This window comes from Enterobacter cloacae complex sp. 277I4, from assembly GCF_050031465.1.
Lineage (GTDB): Bacteria > Pseudomonadota > Gammaproteobacteria > Enterobacterales > Enterobacteriaceae > Enterobacter > Enterobacter cloacae.
This window is the reverse complement of the sequence record NZ_JBLGWC010000001.1, coordinates 3282090-3298398: the sequence shown is the minus strand read 5'-3', so window position 1 is coordinate 3298398 and position 16309 is coordinate 3282090. Positions and strand designations below refer to the sequence as shown.

Annotated in this window: 13 protein-coding genes and 4 tRNA genes; 8 read left to right on the top strand and 9 right to left on the bottom strand. The window is 55.9% G+C overall.

Annotated features, from left to right (window positions below; translation table 11 throughout):
* Positions 1-43 precede the first annotated feature (43 nt).
* Both ACQG19_RS16205 and ACQG19_RS16200 read left to right on the top strand, forming a co-directional pair.
* On the top strand, positions 44-1102 hold the full coding sequence (locus tag ACQG19_RS16205; RefSeq protein ID WP_013097836.1) for an FUSC family protein: 1059 nt from the start codon (positions 44-46) through the stop codon (positions 1100-1102).
* A 168-nt stretch (positions 1103-1270) separates the two neighbouring features.
* Positions 1271-1606 (top strand): DUF496 family protein, encoded by a 336-nt coding sequence (locus ACQG19_RS16200; protein ID WP_010432067.1) that lies wholly within the window; start codon positions 1271-1273, stop codon positions 1604-1606.
* A 49-nt stretch (positions 1607-1655) separates the two neighbouring features.
* Here the strand turns inward: ACQG19_RS16200 and ACQG19_RS16195 are convergent, their stop codons facing one another.
* Both ACQG19_RS16195 and ACQG19_RS16190 read right to left on the bottom strand, forming a co-directional pair.
* Positions 1656-1988 (bottom strand): gamma-glutamylcyclotransferase family protein, encoded by a 333-nt coding sequence (locus ACQG19_RS16195; RefSeq protein ID WP_246932557.1) that lies wholly within the window; start codon positions 1986-1988, stop codon positions 1656-1658.
* 54 nt (positions 1989-2042) lie between these two features.
* Positions 2043-2118: transfer RNA gene (locus ACQG19_RS16190), tRNA-Asn, on the bottom strand.
* A gap of 161 nt (positions 2119-2279) precedes the next feature.
* Between ACQG19_RS16190 and emmdR the strand changes: the two genes are divergently transcribed.
* Positions 2280-3734, top strand: coding sequence for a multidrug efflux MATE transporter EmmdR (emmdR, locus tag ACQG19_RS16185; RefSeq protein ID WP_120727113.1), 1455 nt, complete (start codon positions 2280-2282; stop codon positions 3732-3734).
* A gap of 103 nt (positions 3735-3837) precedes the next feature.
* A tRNA-Asn gene (locus ACQG19_RS16180) sits at positions 3838-3913 on the top strand.
* A 136-nt stretch (positions 3914-4049) separates the two neighbouring features.
* Here the strand turns inward: ACQG19_RS16180 and ACQG19_RS16175 are convergent.
* The 3 genes from ACQG19_RS16175 to shiA all read right to left on the bottom strand — a co-directional run bounded on the left by ACQG19_RS16175 (position 4050) and on the right by shiA (position 8682).
* Positions 4050-5822 carry an aminopeptidase P family protein gene (locus ACQG19_RS16175; RefSeq protein ID WP_246932556.1) on the bottom strand — a complete coding sequence of 591 codons (1773 nt, stop codon included), beginning with the start codon at positions 5820-5822 and terminating at the stop codon, positions 4050-4052.
* An 18-nt stretch (positions 5823-5840) separates the two neighbouring features.
* Complete coding sequence (locus ACQG19_RS16170) at positions 5841-7295, bottom strand: AMP nucleosidase (RefSeq protein WP_236276758.1); 1455 nt, start codon at positions 7293-7295, stop codon at positions 5841-5843.
* 73 nt (positions 7296-7368) lie between these two features.
* Complete coding sequence (gene shiA, locus ACQG19_RS16165) at positions 7369-8682, bottom strand: shikimate transporter (RefSeq protein ID WP_161657302.1); 1314 nt, start codon at positions 8680-8682, stop codon at positions 7369-7371.
* 192 nt (positions 8683-8874) lie between these two features.
* Here shiA and ldtA point away from each other — a divergent pair, with 192 nt between their 5' ends.
* The gene (ldtA, locus tag ACQG19_RS16160; RefSeq protein ID WP_100168297.1) at positions 8875-9810 is read left to right on the top strand and encodes a L,D-transpeptidase; all 936 of its coding nucleotides are present in this window, start codon (positions 8875-8877) and stop codon (positions 9808-9810) included.
* Between the two features lie 85 nt (positions 9811-9895).
* Here the strand turns inward: ldtA and ACQG19_RS16155 are convergent.
* Positions 9896-9971 (bottom strand) — tRNA-Asn (locus ACQG19_RS16155).
* A 320-nt stretch (positions 9972-10291) separates the two neighbouring features.
* On the opposite strand from ACQG19_RS16155, the gene nac reads away from it, so the two are divergent.
* Together nac and cbl are read left to right on the top strand one after the other, a co-directional pair.
* Complete coding sequence (gene nac, locus ACQG19_RS16150; protein WP_010432103.1) at positions 10292-11209, top strand: nitrogen assimilation transcriptional regulator NAC; 918 nt, start codon at positions 10292-10294, stop codon at positions 11207-11209.
* Positions 11210-11305: 96 nt separating this feature from the next.
* On the top strand, positions 11306-12256 hold the full coding sequence (cbl, locus tag ACQG19_RS16145) for an HTH-type transcriptional regulator Cbl (RefSeq protein ID WP_013097829.1): 951 nt from the start codon (positions 11306-11308) through the stop codon (positions 12254-12256).
* Between the two features lie 47 nt (positions 12257-12303).
* Here cbl and ACQG19_RS16140 read toward each other — a convergent pair whose 3' ends face one another.
* Positions 12304-13236 (bottom strand): LysR family transcriptional regulator, encoded by a 933-nt coding sequence (locus tag ACQG19_RS16140; RefSeq protein WP_246932554.1) that lies wholly within the window; start codon positions 13234-13236, stop codon positions 12304-12306.
* 141 nt (positions 13237-13377) lie between these two features.
* Between ACQG19_RS16140 and ACQG19_RS16135 the strand changes: the two genes are divergently transcribed.
* Positions 13378-13767: a RidA family protein gene (locus ACQG19_RS16135; protein ID WP_246932553.1), complete on the top strand. Its 390-nt coding sequence runs from the start codon at positions 13378-13380 to the stop codon at positions 13765-13767.
* An 83-nt stretch (positions 13768-13850) separates the two neighbouring features.
* On the opposite strand, the gene ACQG19_RS16130 is transcribed toward ACQG19_RS16135, so the two are convergent.
* Both ACQG19_RS16130 and ACQG19_RS16125 read right to left on the bottom strand, forming a co-directional pair.
* Positions 13851-13926 (bottom strand) — tRNA-Asn (locus ACQG19_RS16130).
* Positions 13927-14094: 168 nt separating this feature from the next.
* Positions 14095-16284 (bottom strand): TonB-dependent siderophore receptor, encoded by a 2190-nt coding sequence (locus ACQG19_RS16125; protein WP_013097826.1) that lies wholly within the window; start codon positions 16282-16284, stop codon positions 14095-14097.
* Positions 16285-16309 lie beyond the last annotated feature (25 nt).

Here is a 16309-nt window from a genome sequence, read left to right as displayed (position 1 = left end):
AACGCAGTACAATTGTGATTTGCCGTGTAGCTGGAGAGCGGGTGTGCGTCCCGACAAATCATTAACGTCTTTTGAAATTCGGCTGTATAAACACTACCGCGTGGTTCATGGGTGCCGTATCGCGCTGGCATTCGTTCTGACGTTTGTGCTGGTCCGTTTGCTGGATGTTCCTGAAGGAACGTGGCCGCTGATCACGCTGGTGGTTGTCATGGGGCCTATCTCGTTCTGGGGGAACGTTGTCCCGCGTGCCTTCGAGCGCATTGGCGGTACGGTTTTTGGTTCAGCCCTTGGGTTGATTGCCCTAAAGCTGGAGCTTATTTCATTCCCGGTGATGTTGGCCTGGTGCGGTGTCGCCATGTTCCTCTGCGGCTGGCTGGCGCTGGGTAAAAAGCCCTATCAGGCACTGCTGATTGGTATCACCCTCGCGGTGGTGGTCGGCGCGCCAGCGGGTGATATGACCACGGCACTGTGGCGAAGCGGGGATGTTATCCTTGGTTCACTGCTGGCGATGCTTTTCACCGGTATCTGGCCGCAGCGCGCTTTCCTGCACTGGCGCATTCAGATGGCAAACTACGTCACCGCCTTTAACCGCGTCTACCAGGCCGGTTTTTCACCTAATCTTGTCGAACGTCCCCGGCTGGAGAAGCACCTTCAGCAGATCCTTAATGACGTGGTCAAAATGCGCGGTCTGATTACTCCTGCCAGTAAAGAGACCCATATTCAGAAATCGATTTTCGAAGCTATCCAGACCGTGAGCCGTAATCTGGTCTGCATGCTTGAATTGCAAATCAACGCGCACTGGGCCTCGCGCCCCAGCCATCTGTTAATGCTGAACGCGCAGACGCTGAAGGAGACGCAGCAGATGACGCAGCAAACCCTTCTGACCATCGCTCATGCCCTTTATGAAGGTAACCCGCAGCCCATCCTCGCAAACAGCGAGCGTCTGAATGAGATCGTTGCCGAACTGAAACAGCTGATCAACGAGCGACAGGGCGATAACGTAGCGGAAACCCCAATCCATGGTTACGTCTGGCTGAGCATGGAACTGGCGCGTCAGCTTGAGTTGCTGTCGCATCTCATTTGCCGCGCACTGCGCAAATAAAGAGCAGCTATCGCCATATGTGACGGCTGCTGCTTCGATTCAGCATCAATTGGGGTTATGATAGTTTTAAACGATATACTCATTGTCATTCGCAGCCGCTGTCAGTAAGGTTATTGGTACAACGGTTGCTTTAACGAATCCGAATCTCACATTATCAGGGGTGTAAAAATGGAAACTACCAAGCCTTCGTTCCAGGATGTTCTGGAATTCGTCCGCCTGTTCCGCCGCAAAAACAAACTGCAGCGTGAAATCCAGGACGTTGAGAAGAAGATCCGTGACAACCAGAAACGTGTTCTGCTGCTGGATAACCTGAGCGACTACATTAAGCCAGGTATGAGCGTTGAAGCTATTCAGGGCATCATCGCCAGCATGAAGAGCGACTACGAAGACCGCGTTGATGACTACATCATCAAAAACGCTGAGCTGTCTAAAGAGCGCCGTGACATCTCCAAAAAGCTGAAAGTGATGGGCGAAATCAAAAACGCTGAAGCCAAAAGCGAATAATCGCTGCTGATTGCAAAAAAGGCTCTCTGGTGACAGAGAGCCTTTTTTATTACGCAGAGCGCGGCTGAAGCTGATAGATCCAGGCCTTAACCTGGTCACCTTCGGCGGTGGTCACCATGACCTCGACCCGATCGTAGCCGTCTTCAAATTCATCCAGCATCGGCCAGTGTGCCTCAAGGTTACTGGAGATAAACAGATAACCCTCAACGCGTGGGCCATCGGCGTGCAGCACGATACCCGGAAAATCTGCCGCAGCGCCCCAGCCACGCGCATAAAATGTCCCGGTGACAAAACCGGCCTGCCATTCACCGCCGATGCTTTCGAGAATACGTGCATTTGAATGGCCCGGGCGTAACGTACCGTAGACAAACAAAGAGTCCATTTTTCCTCACCAGAAAAGCAAAAAGCCCGCTTTAAAAGCGGGCTTTTCAGAATGTGGCTCCTCTGACTGGACTCGAACCAGTGACATACGGATTAACAGTCCGCCGTTCTACCGACTGAACTACAGAGGAATCGTTGTGGAGGCTTATCTTAGCGGCGAAAAAACTTTTGTCAAACCTGATCTTAGTGATTAGCGATCGATTGCCGATTCTGTCATCAGTTTGTTGCAAATCCAGACATCTTTTTATGGAAAATACTTTGCAGGATGAGCTTTTCTCCCCCATCATTTGAAATGGAGTTTCAACTTTTCTCGCTAAGGTCCATTTTGAACGTTACTGCCACTCTCCGCCAGGCGATTATGCGCACGCCATGGTATGCAAAACGTAAAAGCTATCGTGTTCTGTTCTGGCGTGAAATCACCCCGCTTGCTGTACCTATTTTTCTGGAGAATACCTGCGTTCTGCTGATGGGGGTGTTGAGCACCTTCCTGGTGAGCTGGCTGGGTAAAGAGGCGATGGCCGGGGTCGGGCTGGCGGACAGTTTTAACATGGTGGTGATGTCTTTCTTTGCCGCAATCGATCTTGGTACCACGGTGGTGGTGGCCTTTAGCCTGGGCAAGCTGGATCCGAAGCGTGCCCGCGAAGCCGCCCGGCAGTCGCTGATGATCATGACCCTCTTTTCGATCATCCTGGCGGCGGTGATCCACTATTTCGGCAAAGAGATTATCGACTTTGTCGCGGGTGAAGCGACGAATGAAGTTAAGGATCTGGCGCTGACCTATCTGGAAATGACGGTCTTAAGCTATCCTGCTGCGGCTATCGCGCTGATCGGTAGCGGCGCGCTGCGCGGGGCGGGCAACACAAAAATTCCGCTGCTGATCAACGGCGGAATGAACATCCTGAATATCATGATCAGTAGCGTTCTGATCTACGGTGTTTTCTCCTGGGAGGGGATGGGGTTTGTTGGCGCAGGCCTGGGGCTGACTATCTCCCGCTACATTGGTGCGGCAGCCATCCTCGGGGTGTTGATGGCGGGGATCACGCCATCGCTGCGCCTCACGTTAAAAAGCTACTTCCGACCCTTTAACTTCGCCATTATCTGGGAAGTGATGGGGATTGGTATTCCTGCCAGTATCGAGTCGGTACTGTTCAACGGCGGTAAACTGCTTACCCAGATGTTTGTTGCCGGTATGGGGACAGATGTGATTGCCGGTAACTTTATTGCCTTCTCCATCGCCTCGCTGATTAACCTGCCGGGTAACGCCCTCGGGTCGGCCTCCACCATCATCACCGGTAAACGGCTCGGCAAAGGACAGATAGGGCAGGCGGAGCGCCAGTTGCGCCATGTCTTCTGGCTGTCGACCATCGGTCTGACGATAATTGCGTGGGGGAGCGCGCCCTTTGCCGGGCTGATGGCCTCGTTCTATACCCACGAAGATGATGTTAAAGAGGTCGTTAAGATCCTGATTTGGCTCAACGCGGCCTTTATGCCGATCTGGGCGGCGTCCTGGGTACTGCCTGCCGGGTTAAAAGGGGCACGCGATGCCCGCTTTGCGATGTGGGTCTCTATGCTCGGCATGTGGGGTTGCCGCGTGGTAGCGGGTTATACGCTGGGTGTCATGCTCGGTATGGGGGTCGTCGGGGTCTGGCTGGGGATGTTCCTTGACTGGGCCGTGCGTGGGGCATTGTTCTACTGGCGTATGGTAAGTGGGCGCTGGCTCTGGAAATATCCGCGGCACAATGCCTGACAAATGTGCGAAATGTTGAATAAATCGGCAAACGATCGGAAATCTGCATTCTGCCTTTGACAACACCGGGTAGCATCGATAATATGCGCCCCGTTCAAACGATTCCTCTGTAGTTCAGTCGGTAGAACGGCGGACTGTTAATCCGTATGTCACTGGTTCGAGTCCAGTCAGAGGAGCCAAATTTGAAAAGCCTGCTTTTAAAGCAGGCTTTTTGCTTTTGTGCGTTCTGGAAAACTGCCGGGGGGCGGCTTCGCCTTACCCGGCCTACGGGACTGTAGGCCCGGTAAGCGCAGCGCCACCCGGCAATAAACCGCACTAATGTTTCACACGAATCGGCGCCGTCGCCTCCACCAGCCACGGACGCGCGTCGCTCTCCACCAGCGGGGACAGCGCTTCGCGCACCTGCTGGTGATACTCATCCAGCCACTGCTTTTCCTGCTCGTTTAACAGATTGAGTTCGACCTGGCTGAGATCGATTGGGATCAGCGTCAACGAGGCAAATTTGCAGAATCCTGGACAGCTCTCCACAATCTCCACCTGATTTTCAATGCGGATCCCATGGCTATCCGCCAGATAGTATCCCGGCTCGATAGTCATAATATTGCCCGCCACCAGCGGCCACGGGTTGACCTTTTTAGCGATGCGATGCGGGTTCTCATGGATAAGCAACTGATGACCCACGCCATGGCCCGTTCCGTGATCGAAATCCAGCCCCATCTCCCACAGCGGCCGACGCGCGAAGGCATCCAGCTGATGCCCCTGGGTGCCGGACGGGAACTGCAGGGTAATCAGCGACAGAAAACCTTTCAGCACGGCGGTGTAATGTAATCGCTGCTGCGGGCTGACCTTGCCCCACGCCAGGGTACGCGTGGCGTCAGTGGTACCATTATGGTACTGACCACCAGAATCATTTAGATAAAAGTGGTCATGGCCGATGGGTTTGTTGCTGGCTTCGCTTGAGTGGTAGTGGCACATCGCCGCATTGCTGGACGAGGCCGAAATGGTCGCAAAACTCTGCTCAATAAAGCCAGGCTGCTGCTCGCGAAACGCGAGTTGCTGTGCCTGGGCCTCCAGCTCGGTCAGCGGCTGACCTGCTGCCGCACGTGCGGGCACTTCACGGCTCAGCCAGGCCAGGAAATTGACCCACGCGGCACCGTCCTGATGATGGCACTCCCGGTAACCCGCCAGTTCTACCGGATTTTTATTGGCCTTCATCAGCGTGATGGGGTCGGTGCGCCAGAGAATGTCACCGTGTGGCTCAATGGCAAAACGCAGAGCCACCGGCGCTGAATCGGCATCTACCATCACCCGTTTACCGTGAGAAAGGCGCTGGCAGCGTTCAATAAAGGCATCCTGCGGCGCAATGGTAAAAGCGTTTCGCACGCTATCAGGCAGGTTGCTTAGCTTATTGTCGTTAACGAACCACTCAACGCTACCGTCCCGACTGAGCAGGGCAAAAGAGAGCGGAACCGGGCTGGTGGGAATATCTGAACCGCGCACGTTAAGCAGCCAGGCGATGTTATCCGGCAGGGTCACGGCCAGATAATCGGCATTGTTGGCGGCCAGCACGGCGGCGACGCGCTGACGTTTATCTGCGCTACTTTCACCACTGATTTCAACGGGCATCTCGCGGATAAGCCCCGCCGGAGCGGCAGGGCGATCGGTCCATAACGTATCAAACGGTGACTGGTTAAGCGGCACCATTTCACACGGTGTCGCAGATAGCGTCTCATAATCGGCATTGGTCATCAGCAGTGCTTCAAAACCAATACGGGTGCCAGCTTCAACGTTGGCCGTCAGCCATTGTGCCAGCGGCTCGTTGTGCAGATGGTGGATCTCTACTTCATCCATATTGACCTGCACGCGGGCCTGAACCTGATAGCGGCCATCGACAAAAAGCAGGGCTTTGTCTTTTAGCACCAGTGCCAGCCCCGCCGAGCCATCGAAGCCGGTCAGCCAGGCCAGTTTTTCATCATACGGCGCGCAGTATTCGCTCTGCCAGGCATCTGCGCGCGGGACGATCATCCCGTCGAGCTTATTTTCCTGTAGCCACTGACGCAGGGCCGATAACGGTGATGTGTTGTGCATTATTTTTCCTTATTGTTATCAGCGGAATGGCGGTTCGTTAAAGGTACGTAGCTTGCGTGAGTGCAGCCGGTCACCTTCTGCCCGCAGCAAATCAATGGCGCGAATGCCAATTTGCAGGTGTTCGGAGATAGCCCCTTCGTAGAACCGGTTTGCCTGTCCCGGAAGCTTGATTTCACCGTGCAGCGGTTTATCGGAAACGCACAGCAGCGTGCCGTAAGGCACACGGAAGCGATAACCCTGAGCGGCAATGGTGGCGCTTTCCATATCAATCGCCACCGCGCGGCTCAGATTGAAGCGCAGGGCAGAGGCGGAGTAACGCAGCTCCCAGTTACGGTCATCTGTCGTGACTACCGTGCCGGTACGCAGACGCTGTTTGACCTCTTCACCCGGCATGCCGCTCACCTCTTTGGTGGCGTCGTACAGCGCGCGCTGCACTTCGGCAATGCTTGGGATCGGGATGTCCGGCGGGAGCACGGCGTCAAGCACGTGGTCATCACGCAGGTAGGCGTGGGCCAGCACGTAGTCGCCAATCAGCTGGCTTTCACGCAACCCACCGCAATGACCAATCATCAGCCAGACGTCCGGGCGCAGCACCGCCAGATGGTCGCAGATGGTCTTGGCGTTTGACGGACCCACACCGATGTTGATAAGCGTGATGCCCTGGCCGTCGGCGGTGATCAGGTGCCAGGCTGGCATCTGGTGCTTCTTCCACGCCAGATCGGAGATAGCCTGCTCAGGCGCTTCGGTTTCAGCGGTGATCCAGATCCCACCGGCGCAGGAGAGGGCGATATAAGGGCTATCCGGGTCAAGGATCTGGCTACAGCCCCAGCGGACAAATTCGTCGACATAGCGGGTGTAGTTGGTAAACAGCACGAACGGCTGGAAATGCTCGGCTGGCGTCCCGGTGTAGTGACGCAGGCGCGCCAGGGAGAAATCCACCCGGCGGGCGTCAAAATGCGACAAGGGGGAAAACTCTGCCGGGTGATAAATGCCGTCGGCGGTCTCATCGCCAATCTGCGACAGCTCGGTCGTCGGGAAATGGCGCGTCAGCCCTGCGCTCATGGAGCGATCGAGCGTTAACGCCGAACCGTCAATCACGTACGGATACGGAATTTCATGCTGTGATGGCTCAACGGCAATGTGCGCGCCGTAATCCTGATAGAGCAGAGTGAGTTGCTCCTCAAGATAAGGACGGAACAACGCAGGGCGGGTCACGGTGGTGCTGTAGCAGCCGGAGTGGGTAAAACGCGCGTAGGCACGGGTCTTTGGCGTGGTACTGGCGCTGCCGTCCCAGGTGACAGAGAGCGATGGATAAACAAAAAGGCCCTGGGTTCTGGCCTTTTCGTCGGGAAGTTTCCCTGTTTCGATGTACTCACTGATGGCGCTGCGCAGCGCATTGACGGACTGTTCGTACAGCGCGTCGAGTTTTTCCAGTGCCTGAGCCGGGGTCAGGCTGGAGCCCTTATTATTCATGTCTGTCTCCTTGTTCCACAGGTGTGCTGCTATACCCGATAGTATGTCACACGCCTGTGAAACAAAAGGGAGATCAGGGATGGTGTGTCTCTTTCATCACCAGCGCCGTGGCGGCTGACAGCAGGCAGCCTGCCAGCAGGTAGCCTGCCACGCTGTGCCAGTTTCCGCCGGAGAACGTTACCAGCGCGGCGGCAATAAACGGCGTAAATCCGCCGCCCACGACGCTCGCCACCTGGTATCCTACGCCCGCCCCGCTGTAGCGGTAGCTTGCGCCGAACAGTTCGGTAAACATCGGTTGCTGCACGCAGACCACCATGTCGTGGGCAATGTTGGCGAGCATAATGGCAAAGAAGACTATCCAGAAGACCGACTGTGCCTCCAGCGCCATAAAGAACGGCCAGGCGCTGAGGGAGCCAATCAGCGCACCGGTAATATAGACGCGGCGGCGGCCAAACCGATCCGCAAGCCAGGCGAAGCAGGGGATTGTCAGACAGCTGATCCCGCCCACCAGCAAACCGATATTCAGGAACAGCTCACGGGGGAGGCCGAGGTTCTGTGTGGAATAGTTCAGGGCAAACGCGGTGACGATATACATCGTCAGCAGCTCGCACAGGCGCAGGGCGATAATTTTCAGAAAAGCGCCAGGATGACGTACAAGCGCCTCCATCACCGGCAGCCGTTTTCTGGCAACGGGGTTTTCCCGCTGCTGTTCAAACTCGGCGGACTCTTCCATTCCGTTACGGATCCATAGCGCGGCGATAACCAGGACGATGCTGAAGATGAAGGGAATGCGCCAGCCCCAGCTCAGAAACTGCTCATCGGTCGTGAAGTGGCTGATAAGCGACACCAGCCCGGTGGAGAGCAACAGACCCACGCCGTACCCTACCTGCACGCCGCTGCTGTAGAACGCTTTCTTATTTTTCGGTGCGCTTTCGACCGATAACAGCGCCGCGCCGCCCCATTCGCCGCCCACGGCGAAGCCCTGAATGGCGCGCAGGGTGACCAGCAGTACCGGAGCCCACCAGCCAATCGTGGCAAACGACGGCAAAATACCGATGAGCGCAGTGGCGATCCCCATCATCCAGACGGTGAGCATCAGCATGCGTTTGCGGCCAAGGCGGTCGCCAAAGTGGCCGAAGATCACCCCGCCCAGCGGGCGGAACAGGAAGCCGACGCCAAAGGTGGCAAACGCGGCGAGCGTACCCATGGCGGGGCTAATTTGCGGAAAGAATTCGCGATTAAAGACCAGAGCGGCGGTGATGCCGTAGAGCAAAAAATCATACCAGTCCACGACGGCCCCCGCGAAGCTGCCAAAGGCGGCGCGGCGGGCACGGTTAAGGCAAGGCGTCCCCTCGCCGGGACGTGTGGAGATGAGGGTGGAGTCCATAGTTGTCCTGTCTGCACTGATTTTTTATTTATTGGTATAAGAAAAGGTTACTCACAAAGCCATCGTCATAGCGACGCGATCTATGAGACTACCGCGACGGGCGGCACGAGGAAACTGATTTTATTTCCTGATGGGTAATGCAAAGCGGCTACGCTATGCTTAGCAAATAGTGAAGCGACTAAGGAAGGGAATATGCGTCGTAGAAATGTGCTGGGCTGTCTGGTTGCCTTGCTCATAAGCCAGAGTGTCCAGGCGGTGAGTTATCCTTTGCCGCCCGCCGGGAGTCGGCTGGTGGGCAGCACGCAGGTTATTACCGTACCGGACCACAACACCTTGCCGCTTGAAGCGTTTGCCGCCCAGCACGGGCAGGGGCTGAGCAACATGCTTGAGGCAAACCCCGGTGTTGATCCGTTTTTACCGCAATCCGGTACCCGACTGGTGGTACCTCAGCAGCTCATTCTTCCCGATACGGTTCGCAAAGGCATCGTGGTGAACGTGGCGGAAATGCGCCTTTACTATTATCCGCCAGGCAGCAATACCGTTGAGGTGTTTCCCATTGGTATTGGCCAGGCCGGGCGCGAAACGCCACGCAACTGGGTGACAGCCGTCGAGCGCAAGCAGGAAGGACCAACCTGGTCGCCCACGCCAAACACCCGGCGTGAATATGCAAAAGAGGGGAAAACGTTGCCCGCATTCGTGCCCGCCGGGCCGGATAACCCGATGGGGTTGTATGCGCTCTATATTGGCAGGCTTTATGCCATTCACGGTACCAACTCGAATTTCGGCATCGGCCTGCGCGTCAGTCAGGGCTGCATTCGTCTGCGTAATAACGATATCAAATACCTTTTCGACAATGTGTCGCCAGGCACGCGCGTGCAGCTTATCGATCAGCCTGTAAAAGTGACGACGGAGCCAGACGGCAGCCGCTGGGTGGAAGTGCACGAACCGCTGTCGCGTAACCGCGCAGAATTTGAATCAACCAATAAAGTGCCGCTGCCGATTACCCCCGCGTTGCGGGCACAGCTAATAAACGAGGGGGCGGGCGCAGAGCTGGAACGTCGATCCGGGATGCCGGTTAAGCTCGCTTTGCCCGGTGGCGCTGCGCTTACCGGGCCTACAGTCCCGTAGGCCGGGTAAGGCGAAGCCGCCACCCGGCAGTTTTCCAGAACGCAAAAAAGCAAAAAGCCTGCTTTAAAAGCAGGCTTTTCAAATTTGGCTCCTCTGACTGGACTCGAACCAGTGACATACGGATTAACAGTCCGCCGTTCTACCGACTGAACTACAGAGGAATCGTGTGAACGGGGCGCATAGTAACGACCTGCGTACGCCTTGTCAAAGGGTGAAACCACGCTTTGCGTCTGTTTGCTGACAATTTCAGCAAAGTGGCGATTTTGCCAACGTAATGCACCGTTGTGGTGCGGATATACCTCTTATGGGGCAGATCATAAACCGCTGTTTCAGTAATAAATCCGGCGTCTATGATTAGGTTTCCTTATTTTCAGGCGCTTAGCGAACAAATCAGACCTGCTGGTAAAACTGGCATTCATATTGCAAAACCTGTTCAACAACAACAGCCAGTACCGGCACAGCATTTCGAACAGGGGGCAAAATGAACTTAAGACGACTGAAATACTTCGTAAAAATCGTCGATATCGGCAGCCTGACTCAAGCGGCGGAAGTGCTGCATATCGCGCAGCCTGCGCTGAGCCAGCAGGTGGCTACTCTGGAAGGCGAAATGGATCAGCAGTTGTTGATCCGCACCAAACGCGGCGTGACTCCAACGGAAGCAGGCAAGATCCTGTATACCCACGCGCGCACCATTCTTCGTCAGTGCGAACAGGCGCAGCTGGCGGTTAATAATGTTGGCCAGACGCTGAGCGGACACGTTTCCATCGGGCTGGCACCGGGGACCGCAGCGTCTTCCATCACCATGCCACTGCTGCAGGCGGTGCGCGCTGAGCTGCCGGAAGTGCTGGTCTATCTGCACGAGAACAGCGGCTCTGTCCTGAATGACAAGCTGCTCAATGGCCAGCTGGATATGGCGGTGCTTTACGATCGCTCCCCGGTTGCGGGGATCACCAGCCAGCCGCTGCTGAAAGAAGATCTGTATCTCGTGGGCACCCGCGATTGTCCGGGGCAGAGCGTTGATCTCACTGCGGTTGCAGAGATGAATCTTTTCCTGCCGCGTGATTACAGCGCCGTGCGCGTACGCGTGGACGAAGCGTTCTCCCTGCGCCGCCTGACGGCGAAAATCATCGGTGAAATTGACTCCATCTCCACGCTGACTGCGGCGATCGCCAGTGGGATGGGCGTCACGGTGCTGCCAGAATCCGCCGCCCGCTCGCTGTGCAGCGCAGCAAATGGCTGGATGGCGCGCATCACCACGCCATCAATGAGTTTACCGCTGTCGCTGAACATGTCCGCCCGTGGCTCGCTGTCGCCACAGGCGCAGGCGGTGAAAGAAATTTTAATGTCACTGGTCAGTAAGCCATCGCTGGAGAATCGTGAACTGCAGCTCGTGAGTTAATATTCCAGAAAAGCATAAGATGCTGGTTTTTATTATTTGTTCTGCAGCTCAGCTGACTCTAACAATAGAGCTATGTCAGATGCGCCGGAGTGAATCGTGAATTTCCAGCAACTTAAAATTATCCGTGAGGCGGCCAGGCGGGACTATAACCTGACCGAAGTCGCCAATATGCTTTACACCTCCCAGTCGGGTGTCAGCCGCCATATTCGCGAGCTGGAAGAGGAGCTTGGCATTGAGATTTTTATCCGTCGCGGCAAGCGCCTGCTTGGCATGACGGAGCCAGGTAAAGCGTTGCTGACCATCGCTGAGCGGATCCTCAACGAGGCCAGCAATGTCCGTCGCCTGGCGGATCTCTTTACCAATGATGCCTCCGGCGTGCTCACCATCGCCACTACCCATACTCAGGCTCGGTACAGCCTGCCGCCAGTGATAAAAGCGTTTCGTGAAATTTTCCCTGACGTTCGCCTGGAGCTTATTCAGGGCACGCCGCAGGAAATTGAAATGCTGCTGCAAAACGGTGGGGCGGATATTGGTATCGCCAGCGAACGCCTGAGCAACGACCCGCTGCTGGTGGCTTTCCCCTGGTTCCGCTGGTACCACAGCCTGTTGCTCCCGCTCGATCATCCGTTGAATCAGGTTTCCCCGCTGACGCTGGAAGCGATCGCGAAATGGCCACTGATTACGTATCGTCAGGGTATTACCGGGCGTTCGCGCATCGACGAGGCCTTCAACCGCAAAGGGTTAACGCCGGATGTGGTGCTAAGCGCACAGGATTCCGATGTGATCAAAACCTACGTTGAGCTGGGGCTGGGCATTGGCCTGGTCGCGGAACAGTCCGGCGGCGAGGGCGATACCGGGAACCTGGTGCGTCTGGATACACGTCATCTGTTTGACGCCAATACCGTATGGCTCGGCCTGAAGCGCGGGCAGCTACAGCGCAACTACGTATGGCGCTTTATCGAGCTCTGCAACGCCGGGCTGTCCGTTGACGAAATCAAACGCCAGGTGATGGAGCCGGAAGAAGTGGCGATTGATTATCAGATTTAGTTCCTCTGGCTGGGATCGCCTTAGCCAGTAACTAGCGAATAAACAAGCTAAATCAGAATTCCCTTTCGGTTGGTGTTGGTGACATGCTGCTGCATCAATTCAACGATCCAATCAATAAAAACGCGCAGTCTGGCGTTGACATGGCGGTTCGGCGGAAACGCCAGGTACAGGGGCATTGGAGCAATACGCCAGTGTTCAAATAGCGGAATCAAGGCACCTCGAGCCTGATGCGCTGCCGCCATATAGACTGGCAGCGTGATCACGCCTAATCCCGCTAACCCGGCTTCGAGGTAAGCATTGCCATCATCCACAGCGAGTACATAGCTGCCCGTGATTTCAATACGTTCACTCTCACTGCGCAGTACCAGAGGATCAATCTTACCGGTGCGTGAGGACAAGAACCCTACGATGCGATGGTCGGTGTTTTCCAGTTCTCGCGGGTGCGAAGGGGGGCCAAGGCGTTCCAGATAACTGGGGGCGGCGTAGACGCCGATTTGCAAATCTCCGACATGGCGTGCAATCAGGGACTGATCGGTGATCTCGCCACCGCGTAGCACGCAATCCACGTTGTCGCCAATCAGGTCCACCACCCGGTCGCTCACGCCCATGTCGAACTGGATGTCAGGGTAGCGTGCGTGGAAAGCCGGTAGCGCCGGCACCAAGATGAGGCGGGCCAGCGGACTGGGCACATCCACCCGTAGCCGTCCCCTGGGCGTAATTGCCGCACTGGACAGACTGTTTTCAGCATCTTCCATGTCCGCCAGCAGGCGGATGACGCGTTCGTAGTAGACCGCGCCATCGGGAGTGACGCTGAGCTTGCGGGTGGTGCGATGGAGCAATCTGACGCGCAGGCGCGCTTCCAGCTGCTGAATAAGCTGCGTCACCGTGGTTTTGCTCATATGAAGCGTTTGGGAAGCCTTTGTGAAGCTACCTGCCTCTACCACGCGAGCAAAGGCGCGCATCGCATCGAAACGATCCATTCCTTATCCTCTCTTTTCACCGATTGTTTGGATATTACAAACAATGATGGACAAAGTCGCTTGTTTATCCGCCCGATCCTGCACCTGTAAAGTGTCTTTAAGTTCATTGGGCAGATTTCGCCCCATTGCAAAGGTGTAAATATGACAGCACGCGAAGCAGTTTTTCCCTCAGGACGCCAGGCGCTCTATGAGCGCAATCGCTATTCGCCGGCCATCAAATCTAACGGTTTTCTGTTTGTTTCGGGGCAGGTTGGTAGTCGTGAGGATGGTTCGCCTGAGCCCGATCTAAAAGCGCAGATCAGGCTGGCATTGAATAATCTTAATGCTGTCCTCGCGGCTGCGGGCTGCACGTTCGATGACGTGGTTGACGTTACCCTTTTTGTCGTCGATCCCGAGTCAAACCTCGACGCTATCTGGAGTATCCTGCCAGAATATTGGGGGGAAGCGCCTTACCCAACGTTGACCGGGATCGGCGTAACGTGGCTGTACGGATTCCAGTTTGAGATTAAGGTGATTGCCAGGCTGCCCTGAGCGTTAGGGGCTTTCCGCCACCCGGCAAATTTTCCGAACGCACAAAAGCAAAAAGCCTGCTTCAAAAGCAGGCTTTTCAAATTTGGCTCCTCTGACTGGACTCGAACCAGTGACATACGGATTAACAGTCCGCCGTTCTACCGACTGAACTACAGAGGAATCGTGTGAACGAGGCGCATAGTAGCGACCTCGGTTCGCCTTGTCAAAGGGTGAAAACACCCTTTTTGATCGTTTGCCGACAATTTCAGCAAATCGCTGATTTTATAGCAAATTTGCGGCGAAATTACACAGCAGGATGCGCCGCCCGCGGGCAGGCGGCGCAGTTGTTTAGAACAGCACGGAGTAGTTCAGACCAAACGTGCGGCCACGGCCTTTATAGGTATACAGACCCGGTGCGCCATACGTTGGGCTATACAGCCCCGGTGCGCGCTGTCCCCAGGCGGTGGTGTAGTCTTTGTCCAGCACGTTTTCCACGCTGAAGCTCACTTTACCCACCGGCAGGGCGTAGCTGCCCAGGAAATCTACCGTGTTATAGCCATCGATCTTCTTACCGTCGGCATCAGAGACGTCAAAGGTCTGGGTACTCTGCACGCGCAGGGTCCAGTCGCCCGGCGCCCAGTTGACCCAGGCGCTGGCTTTCGACGGGCTGGCGCTGTCTACCGTCAGCTTCTCCCATTTACCGTTTTCACGGGTTTCAGACTTAATGGCGTTAAAGTTCGCGCCGGTGCTCCAGTCGCTGTCGGTGAAGAAATAGTCCACCTGACCTTCCACCCCGTAGATACGACGCTTATCGTCTTCCAGGTTGATGGTCATATCGGTTTTGTTGATGGTGATGGTTTTATCCGAGAGCGAGTAGTACGCCGCAACCTGTGTGCGCAGGTTATCGCCGGTGTAGCGCCAGCCCAGCTCGTAAGCGTTAACCTTAATGCCGTCCAGCGTCGAGTCGTTAACGTTCACGCTGTTGAGCAGGCGATAGTGCCCGTCGACAAGCTGATAGGTGCCGGAGCCGTAGTACTTCGCCAGGTCCGGAATTTCAAAGCCCTGAGAGAAGTTAAACCACAGCTGCTGCTGTTCGGTCAGGCGGCCAAGGATACCGGCGTTAAACAGGAAGTTGTTGTAATCGGTCTTCCCGCCCGGCACCGCGTCTGCAGAGGTGGCTTTCCCGGTGGCGATGGCCTGCTGCTGGGCGTAGCCAACAAAATCATCCACCTTGTTTTCAGTGTACTGGTAACGCACGCCGCCGCTCAGGGTGATGGCGTCAATGTCGTAGCTCGCCTGCAGGAACGGGGCGAGGTTGGTAATGCTGTAACCCGGATAACGCCCCACGTTGTACGCATTGTCCAGCTTCATGCCGCCGCTCGCTGCCGCTTTACTCAGGTCGAAGAACTGCTGGTTGGCATCGAAGGTTTCATGGTCGGCGTCCACACCCCAGGTGAGCGTCAAATCATCCACCGGCTTGCTGTTCAGGGTCAGCTTACCGCCGTAAAAATCGGTTTTCTGCTGGGAGGCACCGATGCTGGTCACCGTCCCTTTGCTCAGGGTCGGGAACGGGTAGTAGGTCAGGCTCTCGTCACGATAGTAGATCTGCGCGACCAGGTCCTGACCCCAGAAATCGGTATTAGAGTACTGCAGGTTAATCAGATGGCGCTCGGTACCGGGAATACGGTCAGAATCCAGGTTGTTTTTGTTATACGCGGTGGCATCACCCGTAACCGCCGAGAAGTTCTTCCCGAGGTATAGGCCGTGTTTGCCATCAGATTCGCTCTTGTAGTACTGGGTGGTTAACTGCAACTGCTGATGATCGTCAATATTGATGGTGCCAGTGCCCATCACATCAATACGGTCCGAATACTGTAAGCCGGTCTGGGTGTTATCGATAATCACCTCGTCGCCGTTGCCGTCATACCAGCCGCCGTAACGCTGATAAGAAACGGAAAGGCGACCAGACGCATTATCATTGCCGCCGCTGACCGCCGCCGACACGTTCTCATCGTGGTCGTTGTGGCTGTTAAATCCGCTTTTTGCCCCGGTCTGGAATTCGACTTCCGTCTCCGGCTGACCTTTTTTGGTGACGATGTTCACCAGGCCGCCGGTACTGCCGCCGCCGTACAGTGAGGTAGCGCCGGAAATCACTTCAATACGGTCGATGTTGAACGGATCGATAGAGTCAAGCTGACGGCTGTCGCTGCGGGAGGAGTTCAGACGCACGCCGTCCACCATCACCATCATTGAACGACCGCGCAGGTTCATACCGTAGTTGGTGCGCCCCTGGCTACTGACGTCCATGCCCGGGATCAGCTGCGCCAGCACGTCTTTAATCTCTTTCCCGCCCTGAACCTGCTGCTCAATTTCCGCACGCTCGATAACCCAGGTGGTCTGCGCCATCTCCGCCACGCTGCGGTGTGCGCGGCTGGCGGAGACAACGATATTTTCTTCCTTTTGTTCTTCTGCCCACGCAGAGGTCGAAAGCATGGCAAGCAAGCACGGATTTAAAACCCAAAGATGAGAACGTTTCATTGTTATGTTGATCCTGATTGTGTGT